At 41.2% G+C, this 12,503-nt stretch carries 8 protein-coding genes, 15 tRNA genes and 1 rRNA gene; 2 read left to right on the top strand and 22 right to left on the bottom strand.

From position 1 onward, the window contains the following. Window positions 1–83 precede the first annotated feature (83 nt). Window positions 84–1,922 (top strand): transglycosylase domain-containing protein, encoded by a 1,839-nt coding sequence (locus ACFQ4X_RS00120; protein WP_379832563.1) that lies wholly within the window; start codon window positions 84–86, stop codon window positions 1,920–1,922. Between the two features lie 170 nt (window positions 1,923–2,092). On the opposite strand, the gene ACFQ4X_RS00115 is transcribed toward ACFQ4X_RS00120, so the two are convergent. The 5 genes from ACFQ4X_RS00115 to queG form a co-directional block, all read right to left on the bottom strand. Next, window positions 2,093–2,662: a DUF5366 family protein gene (locus ACFQ4X_RS00115; protein WP_379832562.1), complete on the bottom strand. Its 570-nt coding sequence runs from the start codon at window positions 2,660–2,662 to the stop codon at window positions 2,093–2,095. 487 nt (window positions 2,663–3,149) lie between these two features. After that, window positions 3,150–3,623 carry a tRNA (uridine(34)/cytosine(34)/5-carboxymethylaminomethyluridine(34)-2'-O)-methyltransferase TrmL gene (gene trmL / locus ACFQ4X_RS00110; protein ID WP_379832561.1) on the bottom strand — a complete coding sequence of 158 codons (474 nt, stop codon included), beginning with the start codon at window positions 3,621–3,623 and terminating at the stop codon, window positions 3,150–3,152. 86 nt (window positions 3,624–3,709) lie between these two features. Further along, entirely contained in the window at window positions 3,710–4,594 is an 885-nt protein-coding gene (locus tag ACFQ4X_RS00105) for an amidase domain-containing protein (protein WP_379832560.1), read from the bottom strand. A 67-nt stretch (window positions 4,595–4,661) separates the two neighbouring features. Then, complete coding sequence (locus ACFQ4X_RS00100) at window positions 4,662–5,198, bottom strand: methylated-DNA--[protein]-cysteine S-methyltransferase (protein ID WP_130296853.1); 537 nt, start codon at window positions 5,196–5,198, stop codon at window positions 4,662–4,664. A 59-nt stretch (window positions 5,199–5,257) separates the two neighbouring features. Next, window positions 5,258–6,403, bottom strand: coding sequence for a tRNA epoxyqueuosine(34) reductase QueG (queG, locus tag ACFQ4X_RS00095; protein WP_379832559.1), 1,146 nt, complete (start codon window positions 6,401–6,403; stop codon window positions 5,258–5,260). A 77-nt stretch (window positions 6,404–6,480) separates the two neighbouring features. Between queG and ACFQ4X_RS00090 the strand changes: the two genes are divergently transcribed. Further along, entirely contained in the window at window positions 6,481–7,134 is a 654-nt protein-coding gene (locus tag ACFQ4X_RS00090; protein ID WP_379832558.1) for a B3/B4 domain-containing protein, read from the top strand. 600 nt (window positions 7,135–7,734) lie between these two features. On the opposite strand, the gene ACFQ4X_RS00085 is transcribed toward ACFQ4X_RS00090, so the two are convergent. From ACFQ4X_RS00085 to rrf, 17 genes are all read right to left on the bottom strand, one after another. Beyond that, on the bottom strand, window positions 7,735–10,191 hold the full coding sequence (locus ACFQ4X_RS00085; protein WP_379832557.1) for a YhgE/Pip family protein: 2,457 nt from the start codon (window positions 10,189–10,191) through the stop codon (window positions 7,735–7,737). A gap of 489 nt (window positions 10,192–10,680) precedes the next feature. After that, window positions 10,681–10,765 (bottom strand) — tRNA-Leu (locus tag ACFQ4X_RS00080). 24 nt (window positions 10,766–10,789) lie between these two features. Further along, window positions 10,790–10,864, bottom strand: a tRNA-Cys gene (locus ACFQ4X_RS00075). A 14-nt stretch (window positions 10,865–10,878) separates the two neighbouring features. After that, window positions 10,879–10,953 (bottom strand) — tRNA-Gly (locus ACFQ4X_RS00070). Between the two features lie 29 nt (window positions 10,954–10,982). Next, a tRNA-Gln gene (locus tag ACFQ4X_RS00065) sits at window positions 10,983–11,057 on the bottom strand. Between the two features lie 9 nt (window positions 11,058–11,066). Beyond that, window positions 11,067–11,142, bottom strand: a tRNA-His gene (locus tag ACFQ4X_RS00060). 16 nt (window positions 11,143–11,158) lie between these two features. Beyond that, window positions 11,159–11,232, bottom strand: a tRNA-Trp gene (locus ACFQ4X_RS00055). Between the two features lie 28 nt (window positions 11,233–11,260). Then, window positions 11,261–11,345 (bottom strand) — tRNA-Tyr (locus ACFQ4X_RS00050). Between the two features lie 81 nt (window positions 11,346–11,426). Then, window positions 11,427–11,502: transfer RNA gene (locus ACFQ4X_RS00045), tRNA-Thr, on the bottom strand. 9 nt (window positions 11,503–11,511) lie between these two features. After that, window positions 11,512–11,587 (bottom strand) — tRNA-Phe (locus ACFQ4X_RS00040). A 42-nt stretch (window positions 11,588–11,629) separates the two neighbouring features. After that, a tRNA-Asp gene (locus tag ACFQ4X_RS00035) sits at window positions 11,630–11,705 on the bottom strand. An 87-nt stretch (window positions 11,706–11,792) separates the two neighbouring features. Beyond that, window positions 11,793–11,869 (bottom strand) — tRNA-Met (locus ACFQ4X_RS00030). Window positions 11,870–11,893: 24 nt separating this feature from the next. After that, window positions 11,894–11,969: transfer RNA gene (locus ACFQ4X_RS00025), tRNA-Val, on the bottom strand. A gap of 24 nt (window positions 11,970–11,993) precedes the next feature. After that, a tRNA-Glu gene (locus ACFQ4X_RS00020) sits at window positions 11,994–12,068 on the bottom strand. A 25-nt stretch (window positions 12,069–12,093) separates the two neighbouring features. Beyond that, a tRNA-Ser gene (locus ACFQ4X_RS00015) sits at window positions 12,094–12,185 on the bottom strand. Window positions 12,186–12,189: 4 nt separating this feature from the next. Further along, window positions 12,190–12,264 (bottom strand) — tRNA-Asn (locus ACFQ4X_RS00010). 9 nt (window positions 12,265–12,273) lie between these two features. Next, window positions 12,274–12,389, bottom strand: a 5S ribosomal RNA gene (rrf, locus tag ACFQ4X_RS00005). Window positions 12,390–12,503 lie beyond the last annotated feature (114 nt).

The raw sequence follows: 12,503 nt of genomic DNA, 5'->3' as shown, positions 1-12,503 counted from the left end.
TTTTATTTGAAAAAGTGTTAATTTGTATAAACCGTTTCATGGTAAAATATGTTTATCATTTGTTTTGAAACGGAGAAAGAGTCATGAATCCTAAGCTAGGTGTCTTTGCTGTATTTATATTATTAAGTATGGTGTTTCTATCATTTGTCGGGTTGCGGAAGGAATTCGAAAACTATATTCCTTTTCAGACTGCTGTAGAAACACTTGGTGATGCAAAGACCATCTCTCTCGAACAGAACAGCCGCCTTTTAGATATGAATGGCGGTCTTCTTTATGAGTTTAAAGGGAATGAAAGCCGCATTCATCTTACATATAAAGACATTCCGCTTCCCGTCCTTCAAGCTTTCATTGCAACAGAAGATCAAAATTTCTTAGAGCATCATGGCATCGACGGGAAAGCGATCGCAAGAGCATTTATCACAAACTCTTCAGAAGGCGGCATCGAGCAAGGCGGCAGTACAATCACCCAGCAGCTGGCCCGAAACCTTTTTCTAAATCATGAGCGTACGTATGACCGGAAATTGAAAGAGCTTTTGATTTCTTACCGAATTGAGCAGCAGCTTTCTAAAGAACAAATTTTGGAGCTTTACATCAATGCTATCTATTTTCAAAACGGAATATATGGTATTGAAAAAGCGAGCCGCTATTACTTTAGTAAACCATCTAAGGAGCTTACTTTAAGCGAAACAGCACTCTTAGCTGCAATACCGAATAATCCGGTTTTATATAACCCTTTAAAAAATCTGGCTAACGCTAAAAAAAGGCAGGAATGGATTCTGCTCAAGATGAAAGAGGAAGGCTATATTGATCAGCCGAAGTTTGAAGCTTCTATTAAACAACCGATTAATTTACAAGTTCCAAAGAGCGATGTTCCCTTCCCAGAAATCGTTGGCTATTTAAAAGAAGAGCTTATGGAATTAATCGCATCTGCTCCTGAAAATAAAGCATTGAGTACAGATCAGATGACGAAAAAGCGGGATGCTTTGTTAAGAAGCGGTGCAGTAATTGAAACTTCACTAAATCCGAAGCTTCAGGCTGAAGCATTGAAGGCTATTCAAAAAAGACTTTTAAATAAGGAGATTGAAGGTTCGATCGTTGTAGTTGATCATGTTTCGAAAAAGATTGTTGCAATGATCGGCGGAAAAAATGTGGGAATGGAAGAGTTTAACCGGGCTTATCAGGCACGAAGACAGCCTGGTTCATCCATTAAGCCTCTTCTCGCGTATGCCCCATACATAGATGTATTCGGTCTTGGAACGAATTCAATGATATCTGCAGCGCGAATTTGTGAAGGAAACTATTGTCCTAGCAACTATGGAGGTGCTTCGTACGGTACAGTCTCCTTAAAAAGAGCGATGGCAAGCTCCATTAACACGGCTGCTGTCCGGGCAGTAAAGAAAACAGGTGTCGAGAGAGCCTTTACTTATCTGAAACCGTTTCAATTTTCAGCGGTGGAACAGAATGACCATCAGCTCGCCAGCGCCCTTGGCGGATTTTCAAAAGGCTTTTCGCCCCTTGAGCTGACAAGTGCCTATACGGCATTCGCAAATAATGGAACTTACGTGAAACCTAGAATAATAACGTCTGTTAAAGATAAAAACGGAAATGTTTTATACGAGTGGAATGAGCAGCCGGTTAAAGTTTGGAAGCCGGAAACGAATGCTGTGATGAGGGACATGCTGGCCGCGGTTATGATTTCTGGAACCGCACGAGATGCACGGTTTCCTGGTTCAGTGTACACAGGCGGCAAAACAGGAACTACAAACGATGTTAAAGATTTGTGGTTCGTGGGGCTGACTGACCGGTATACGGGAGGTGTCTGGGTAGGCCGAGACAAACCTGGGAGTCTTCGTTCGATCGAAGGATCCTCACCAGAAGTCATGATTTGGCGCGATATTATGATAAAAGCACACCAAAAATGAAAAGATGACCCTGCCGCTTGGTGAAGTAGCAGGGCTTTTGCTTTAAAGGTGCTCTTGAATTTTAATAAACTCAGGTCAGTGGCGGTTAATGCCTTGCTTAATTTGAATAATCCCACGTTAATAAAAATATAACCACGAGTGGACATTCTCCGAAAAATACCCGAAAATTTTTATGTAATCGATGCTACGAACGCGTTATACAATCGCAAGACGGTATATACAACAAGCAAGCCGAACCCTGTCCAGAAAAACAAATGCATAAAGACCATACCGATGATACCTGCCGTTGACAAACTAGAGCCGATCTTCAAAAGAAAATAAAAGAAATAAACGAGAGAGGCGGCAATGAACACGATAAACATCAGGAGTATGGAGTGATTTAATACAATCGCAAGCATTCCTCCGCCAAAAAAAAACCAGCCGCCGCTTTTCCCCTGCTGCAGCAGGATGCCTTCCGTATCTTTAGAAAAAAAGAACATGCTTAAATGCGTCAGTGCATCCGATAAAAGTTTTAAAGCCGCAAATACCATAAAGAACAATAAGAACAAACAAAAACCAACCGATAAATGAATCACATGGCTCTCAAATAATTCGAGCATCCCCTGGTAAACGCCAAAGTATTTAAGCTTTTTAATAACAAGCCGTTCAAGGTGAATGGCGAATCCACAGCTAAATAAGATAATCGAAAATAATGGGAGGTACCCTGTCATATAAACGTTTTTCTTCATTCTGTTACTCATATCCCCCTCAATTTGTAAACTTTCGCAGAAATACATTCACATGAAAACCGTTTTCATTTATAATGGGGAGAGATATTGGAAAGAATAAGACTACTTTCAAAGGAGGAGTTCAGATGGATTTTATCCTCATCCTACTCGTGATGCTCGCCTTCCTGACTGCAATCTTTACAGCAGGCTACAACGATCGTCCTGGAAAAAACTAATCCATAATACATATGGAAGTAAAAACGTCCCTCATTGATAAGGACGTTTTTTTATTTCCTCTTTATTTTAGGCTGTTTTCGCAAACTTTGTTGCTCTTGAAAGTGGTTAATTTCCGCTCCAGGATGCTCGCTTTCCGCGGGGTGTGCGGTGAGCCTCCTCGACGCTTTGCGTCCTTAGGAGTCTCACCTGGCCCACTGATCCCGCTGGAGTCTCGCACCTTGCACTCCAATTAACTTCCCAATGAAGAGATTGACCCAAAAGCAACAAACTTTAAAGTAGAGCCTTATCTTAACTCTCCGAAACTTTGCTGGCGTAACGCTTCATAAATCAGAATCGCTGCTGTGTTTGATAAGTTCAATGAACGAATATGATCGTTCATCGGAATGCGCAGACATCGATCCATGTTTGCATCAATTACTTCCCTTGGCAGTCCCTTCGTTTCTTTTCCAAAAACAAAAAAGACATCTTTCTCAGAATCCGAATAATCGAAACCAGAATACGTCTGTTCTCCGAATTTCGTTATATAATAAAATTCGCCATCCGGATATTCCTTATAAAAAGCATCCAGAGAATCATGGTGATGAATTTTAACGTGCTCCCAATAATCAAGACCTGCACGCTTTAAATATTTATCTTCCAATGAAAAACCCAATGGATGAATCAGATGCAAGTGTGTGCCTGTCCCCGCGCATGTACGTGCGATATTTCCTGTGTTCGCAGGAATCAATGGTTCATATAAAACAACATGTATAGCCAATAAAGCTCACCTCAAAAACAATATTCCAACAAGTACTTATTATAGCACTTTTTCAGGAATATCACTCTAGATGGCGAGCTTTACTCTTAGAGAATATGAAAAAATTTATACTGAATTCTTTTCGTATAGGCTGTTGAATCCTCATAGCCCCAATAGCGCATTCTGCTGTTTGTTGTATGAGCATTTACAAGCGGCTCTCCAGATGGATCTTTTGCAACTACAATTGTCGTATGCTGATAATGCCCATCACCGTCAAAATCATAGCAGATAACATCACCCGGCAGTAAAAGGTGGGCAGCTGATTTCTCTTGAGCCTGCAGACTTGATTTCGAACCGCTTAAGTACCATCTTAATGCATTTGCCACCGACCAGCTGTAGCTCCAGGAAGTGTTCCTCATCCACCAGCCTTTTGACTTAATGGATTGCGGGGTCATTGGAATTCCACCTGCATGAATACTTTGTGAGATATAGTTGGTGCAGTCATTCTCGAATGATTTATAAGCAGGATTATACGTATTCCACCAGCGTTCCGCATATCGTACGGCCGCCAGCCTGTCATAACCGCCCTTTGTCGGTGCAATAGATTCATTCTCACGTTCGATCTTCGGCAGTTCCCGATAATTGCCTTCAGCATTAGCAGGCTCATCACTTTTCATTTCTCCATCTTGAAAGAAAATAGCACGCCTCTCCTGAGACATTTCCTCTACGTAAAAATCAAATCCATGTTTAATTAAAAAACTATAATGGACAAGATAATCCACATGAATTTTGTCTTCCGTTTCCGTAGTCCGCAGTACACTCCCGTTCGCCTGATTATTTACGATAAATGCATTTCTATCGGTATACATTTGTTTTTTTCGCATAAAGCTTTCTTGTTCATCTTTTAAAAAGAAGCCCCTTCCATCTGCATCAGCATGTATCATCCATTGGGACTGATTTTGAATATATTGCTTTAGCGTTTCCATCCACATCAGACATACCTCCCTGCTTCTTTTAACATATGAGAGGTATATAAAAAAAAAGAACCCCTGAAGGGCTCTATGATGTTTTCTTGCAGCTATTCTGTTCAATCGATAATAATATTTCTTTTTTGTCTAATCCTCCGCCATATCCTACAAGTGCACCATTGCTTCCAATGACGCGGTGACAAGGAATAAAAACAGGTACAGGATTCTGGTTATTTGCACTTCCGACTGCACGAACTGCCTTTGGTGCACCGATTCCCTGTGCCACTTCCTTATAAGAACACGTAAGTCCATATGGAATGCTCGTTAGCTGGTTCCAAACTTTTTTCTGAAATGCCGTACCAAACAAATCATAGCGGATGTTAAACTCGTGCAGGTTGCCTGCAAAATAAGCATTTAATTGCTGAACAGCATCTGCTAGATATTCAGGAGAATGAATAAGTTCTCCTTTAATAAAATGCTTAGCCATCCAAGAACGTAAAGATGGAAGGTTATCCTCCATTGAACCAAAATCGAGACGGCAGATTCCGTTCTCCGTTGCAATGATCGTTAACGGTCCGATTACGCTTTCCATTTCTTCATAATAGAGTAACGTTTTAATCTGACACATAATTATCCCTTCTTTTCATTACTTGACCTTACTATATCGGACACTTTAAAGATATGCGATTACGAAATTTCTTGATTTCGAAGCATTTTAAGTCCTTTATCTATCTCTAGCGCCACTAAATCGTCTTTTTCGCGCTCTTTTGCTGATAAAAGTTCTAATTCTGCTTCATTTCCGCCTATTTTACCAATTGCCCAAGCAGCAGTCCCTCTTATAACAGGTCTTGGATCATTTTTTAATAGGTAAACTAAATCAGGTATTGCAGCTTCTTCTCTAAAATGGGCCAATGCTATAATCGCATTTCTCTGAATTGGTTTCTTTCCTCTCCAGCTTCCGGATACATGCCCGAATTTTTCTTTGAAATCTCTATTGCTCATCATCAATAAAGGCTGTAAAAGAGGTTTTGCAATTTCAGGATCCGGCTCCATTTCTGCATGGTGATGAAAATCTTTCCCTTTGTTTTCCGGACACACAGTCTGACACGTATCACACCCATATAAACGGTTGCCTAGCTTTTCTCTGTATTGATCTGGCAAGAAATCTTTTGTCTGGGTTAAGAATGCAATACATTTTGATGAATCGAGCTGTCCTCCCTGTACAAGAGCACCTGTGGGACATGCCTCTACACATTTATTGCATGAACCGCATTGATCTTCCATAGGTGTGTCTGCAGGAAATGCTATATTAGTAATCATTTCGCCAAGATACATATAGGAGCCAAATTCTGGTGACATAATCGCACAGTTTTTGGCGCTCCATCCTATCCCAGCCCTCTCGGCCACAGCCCGGTCGGACAGTTCTCCTGTATCAACCATAGATTTTATATTAGCATCTGGAACTTTCTCTATAATAAAGGCCTCAAGCAATGCAAGCTTTTCTCTTAATATATGGTGGTAATCCTTACCCCATGATGCTCTGCAAAAAATTCCTCTTCGCTCCCCTTTAATACTTTTCGGAGCATTTTTCATTTTGGAGGGATATGCAAGAGCGATCGAAATGATGCTTGAAGCTCCTGTTAGAAGCCGTTCAGGCTCTGTTCTTTTGTCAATGTCCTTCTCTTCAAATCCTGATTGGTATTGAAGATCTTGCTGAATCCGGAGCCTTTCTTTTAACTCAGCAAAAACATCAGCATTAGCGAAGCCAATTTTATCTATTCCGATTTCTTTACTATATGCAACAATCTCTTCTTTCAACTGGGCACCTGTCATGCATATCCCTCCTTTCACATTTATTTTCAATCCGTATGGTAAACTAAAAGTATATATTCATGAAACGGGGTTCACTTATGATAACTATTTCGCCAAAAATAAAGGAACTTGTCCCGCAGTTTAAAATAGGCACAATTACATACCATGATATCGCGATTAGCGAGTCTCCGCAAATGATAAAAGGCAGATTCCAGCTTTTTCTAGAATCCTTAAAACTGGAAGACAAAACAGCTGCTGATTACCCAGGTGTTGCCGAATACCGATCAGTATTTAAAAAGCTTGGCACAGACCCTTCACGGTACCGCCCAGCGTCAGAAGCACTGCTGCGCCGTGTGTTAAGCGGCAAAGATCTCCCGCCTATCAATTCAGGTGTAGACGTTAATAATTTCTTTTCCATTCGATTTGCAATTCCCATTGGACTTTATAACCTTGATAAAATTGAAGGCGATGTGGAGGTAAGGATCGGCAGTGTTGAAGATACATATGAAGGGCTAAATGGCCGTGAGATGAATATGGAAGGCAAACTGCTGTCTGCAGACTCGATTGGAGCGTTTGGCAGCCCTATCGTCGATTCTAAGCGGACGATGGTGGACGAGAGTGTTAAGAATGCACTGCATATCGTGTATTTGCAGCCATCTATGGATGGAAGTGAAGCGAGAGAACTGCTAGAGTCGATGGCTAAGATGTTTACCCAGGTGAATGGCGGGACGGCTGAGATTCAGGTGATTTAAACAGGTGTCTAAATTATGTGGCTGAGAGTGTTGAATTATGTAAGCTCGTCAATATATCATGGATATTTGTCAATATAATGAGTGATATGGTGAATATAATGAATGATATGGTGAATATATCATTTTAAAATTTCAATAAATCATGTAAACTCGTCAATATTTTATCTAAACGCACCTTATCAAAAAAAATGCAGGGCTTCATTGAGTCAACGAAGCCCTGCATTAAAACCTACAACTAACTTGTTCTATATATAGGCAGCATGTATTAGATTTATGACAAGTTCTTTTGAAAATTTAATTTATTTTTTATATAAAATAAGCAGGCAGAAGAAAAGAAGTATGGTTAAAAGAAAAATTGTTCTAATCGAATAAAATATTTTAGCAATCAAGATATCGATTATATCTAAATACCGGGCAATATCGAATATTAAAAAAAAGATTGCAGTAATACAAACTGTTATAACAACAATACAGAAGATACTCAACACCTGGTTCCTGCTCATCAGCATCTCCCCCTCCCCCTTTACTATTCAAGGTACAAGAAGAAGATTCAAAAAAAAGTTCCCGGCTTCTTGCCAGGAACCTTCCTTACATATTCAATTATCCTGCTATTTCAAACTTTTGTGACTGACTTTTACCACTTTTCATTAAAAATGCAGCAGCTGACAGCACTCCAAAAACTGCGAAGTAAATCAGCAAAATGCTCATATTTGATAGAGCAGCACCGGAATCATTCAAAGAAATAAGTGCTTTAAAACCTGCAATGGAGTAAGTGAATGGAAGGAACTCACTTAATGCACGCAAATTTTCTGGAAGCATATCTATCGGCAAGTTCGCTCCAGTTGTAGAAAGCTGCAACACCACTAACGCGAAAGCTATAAAACGTCCGGCATTTCCGAACAAAGCAAAGAACAATACAATTGCAGTGAAAACCAAACTTACAAATAAAGCAAACAATACGAAACCGGCACCATTGTACACATTCATATCAAGAAACAGAAGCACTACAACAGATAACAGCAATGCTTGTACGAGGGCAAGCGATCCCAGGTTCATAAACTTTGCACCAAACCATGATAATGCTGAAACCTCTTCAGGTTTCTTGAAATTAATAAACAAGGACATGATTAAGATTCCAACAAATAAAGCAAGTGATATTACAAATGGTGCTGTTGAATCCCGGTAAAGAGGATACTTGTTGACCGTATCACTCTTTAATTCAACTGGAGAAGAGAACATGCTGATATTGGCATCAGTAGCTTTTTTGATACCGCTTGTTTTTTCAGCTCCTTCCATTAGTCCTAAAGAAAGTTCCCCACTTCCTTCATTCAATCTACCAGCACCATCGTTAAGTTTTGTAACACCATCTGTTAAGTCACCCCAGCCTTTTTCTACAGAAGCATTTCCATCGCTAATTTGACTCATGCCGGAATGAATCCTCGACGCGCCGCTTGTCAGATCACGCCATCCCTTTTCCACTGCAGTGTTACCAACTGAAATTTGACTTGCACCTCCATTAAGTTTTGTAACTCCTTCTGTAAGTGTACTCCATCCATTATTTACAGATTGGTTACCCGCAGCAATCTGGGCCGTTCCTGCTCGAAGTTCTCCTACTTTTCCTACAAGTGTATCCCAGCCACTTTCCACAGAAGCTGTTCCTTTTTGTAGCAGTGGAACCTTTTGATTTAGTACAGTCACACCATTATCAATGGCTGTTTGCCCTGCTACGAGCTGATTCATCCCATCTGCTAATGAATTTGGACTAGGGACTGCATTCTCAATGAAAGCACCAGCGATCTTTGCTGCACCTTGCTGAAGGGCTGCTAGCTTTTGACCCTTTACAGGATCGTTTGCTGCCGCTGACAATCCTTGACCCGTCAAATAAATTTTCATAAATGCAGGATCATTCTTTAACGCAGGATTAGCTGTTAAAAATGCATCCAAATCTGCTGACAAACCTTTCAGTCCTGCTCCTAACTGTTGTGATTCTGAAACGACATTATTTACTCCGGCAGAGATTGCTTGTGTTCCAGGCCCAATTTCAGACTTTATAGCTGTCTGAGCACCTTTTAAACCATTTAAAATTCCAGTAGTTCCTGCTTTAAGTTCAGGAATGCTTTTTTCTAATTGTTTTGCTCCTTCCGCTAAATCTTTAATTCCTGGTTGCTTATCCTTTAAACCTTGCAATAACATACCAGTTCCTTCATCAGCTGCTGCAGAACCAGCAGCTAATTTTGAGATGTCCCCTGATTTAGTTTGTAAGGAACGAAGCATTTCTGCAGTGCCTGCAGTCAATTCTTTAGAACCATTAGCAAGTTTGCTAATATCGCCTTGTTTACCAGATAAAGAAATGAGCATTTGTCCGGTACCAGCTTTTAGTTCGTTTGCTCCATCTGCTAACTTTGATATATCCCCTGATTTTTCTGTAAGCGATTGCAAAAGTTGGTTTGTTCCATCATTAAGTTGAACCATTCCATCATTCAGCTGTTTTGAGCCATCTGCAGCGGATTGAAATCCGTCAGAAACTTCTCCAAGACTCGCAAACATATTTTTAGCGTATTTCTCAGTTATTTTGTCTCCAAGCTTTTCCCGGATTTTTTCAGTTGCACTTCTTGTAATTTGAGCAGCCATGAAATTCAAACCTTCATTTTGAATATAAGTCAGCTCCAACTTTTGAGGCTGATTCCCAAGTACTGTTGTTACTTTTTCTGAAAAATCTTCTGGAATTTGGATAACCATATAATAATCTAGATTATCTAACCCTTTCTTGGCTTCAGTTGAACTAACAAATTCCCAGCCAAGATCCTTTCCTTTCTTTAAATCTGCAACCAGATCCTCCCCTACATTAACCGGCTCCTCACCAGACATTGCTCCCTTATCCTTGTTGACAACTGCAACAGGTAAGTTAGACAAATTGTCATATGGTCCCCAAGTCGGTGACAGCAGAATCCCGCCATACACGACAGGTACAAGCAGAGCGGCTATGACAGAAATCAGCACCCCTTTCTTTGCTGCTAACTTTGCCATTTCAGCTATAAATAAGCGAAAGACATTCATCCCTTAACCCCCATAATAATAAAATAAATTCCTAATGAAGATAATGAGTGAATTCTCATTCATTTCATTAGAAATAATTATTCGAATTAAGTACAGATAAATCCTTCTAACTTATCAGAAAATTGTAAATTATTATCATTATATGAGACTTTATTCCTTATTATAGTTCATGATCAGGTATATAAAAAACTTCCCATTATAAAATGGGAAGTTACATTTATATGTAAGTTAGTAAAATGGGACCCCCCGCTTGGCTATTCCGCCAAATAAAAACACTTATTCGCCATGTTCCTATACTATTCTGTTTTAACTATAAAAGGTAAGCTTTTTATTGGACAATTTATACAAACCATTGTATTTCTTCTAAAGATGATTAAGTAACATAGAACAATACAGTCGGTCATAAGAGCGCAGGGTGAATCGATATATCATCCTTAACACAACTAAAAAGCCAATGCACTAGGCATTGACTTTGTCATTTGTATGTAATGGTACCGGTGGTCGGGGTCGAACCGACACTCCAGAAGGAACACGATTTTGAGTCGTGCGCGTCTGCCAATTCCGCCACACCGGCATTGTAAAGCTTTTAAAACTTGAATGGAGGCGGCACCCGGATTCGAACCGGGGGATAAGGGTTTTGCAGACCCGTGCCTTACCACTTGGCTATGCCGCCAGATAAAATTCAAATGGAGCGGAAGACGGGATTCGAACCCGCGACCCCAACCTTGGCAAGGTTGTATTCTACCACTGAACTACTTCCGCACAAACATCTTATTCATATATTAAAAAAATGGCTGGGCTAGATGGATTCGAACCAACGCATGACGGAGTCAAAGTCCGTTGCCTTACCGCTTGGCTATAGCCCAACACATAAATGGGGCGGACGAGGGGAATCGAACCCCCGAATGTCGGAACCACAATCCGATGCGTTAACCACTTCGCCACGACCGCCACAATATAATTTAAATGGCAGGGGCAGTAGGAATCGAACCCACACCAAAGGTTTTGGAGACCTTCGTTCTACCGTTAAACTATGCCCCTGTAAGGATAAATATGCTGAAAAATAAAATGGTGGAGGGGGACGGATTCGAACCGCCGAACCCGGAGGGAGCGGATTTACAGTCCGCCGCGTTTAGCCACTTCGCTACCCCTCCACAATTGAAGACAGGTTCTATTGTAAGTTATTTACGACCTATTTTCAATACGTTTTTTATTCCAATTAAGGAAGAAAAAACTGGTGCCGGCTAGAGGACTTGAACCCCCAACCTACTGATTACAAGTCAGTTGCTCTACCAATTGAGCTAAACCGGCAAAAAAAAATGGTGGCTCGAGACGGAATCGAACCGCCGACACGAGGATTTTCAGTCCTCTGCTCTACCGACTGAGCTATCGAGCCAAGAATAATTCTTGGTATTTTATAGCCACCATAAAATAAAAATGGCGGACCCGACCGGGGTCGAACCGGCGATCTCCTGCGTGACAGGCAGGCATGTTAACCACTACACCACGAGTCCATGTTCATGAAAAATTGGTTGCACCCTATGGGCACTCCAGATATTTTATGGTCAAGAAGAATCTCGACGTTGTTCATGAAATATTATTGGTTGCGGGGACAGGATTTGAACCTGCGACCTTCGGGTTATGAGCCCGACGAGCTACCAGACTGCTCCACCCCGCGATGATATAAAGTATTAAAAGTTAATGGTGGAGGATGACGGGTTCGAACCGCCGACCCCCTGCTTGTAAGGCAGGTGCTCTCCCAGCTGAGCTAATCCTCCATATAAAGTTGGTTATGTATAAAATGGTGACCCGTACGGGATTCGAACCCGTGTTACCGCCGTGAAAGGGCGGTGTCTTAACCGCTTGACCAACGGGCCATGTTTGAGTTAGAGAGTATGTATCTGGCGGAGAGCAAGGGATTCGAACCCTTGATACGGGGTTGACCGTATACACGATTTCCAATCGTGCTCCTTCGACCTCTCGGACAGCTCTCCAATATGGCTCCACAGGTAGGACTCGAACCTACGACCGATCGGTTAACAGCCGATAGCTCTACCACTGAGCTACTGTGGAATATGTATGGCTCAGCGACGTCCTACTCTAACAGGGGGAGACCCCCAACTACCATCGGCGCTGAAGAGCTTAACTTCCGTGTTCGGTATGGGAACGGGTGTGACCTCTTCGCCATCATCACTGAACCAATTATATAGAGAGTATGTTCTCTCAAAACTAGATACGACGTTTCCAAACGTTTCATACAATTTTAAGGATAAGCCCTCGACCGATTAGTATCTGTCAGCTCCACGTGTCGC

Origin of the sequence: Fictibacillus halophilus, from assembly GCF_042680145.1 — a bacterium.
GTDB lineage: Bacteria > Bacillota > Bacilli > Bacillales > Fictibacillaceae > Fictibacillus > Fictibacillus halophilus_A.
This window is presented reverse-complemented; position numbering and strand designations above follow the sequence as displayed.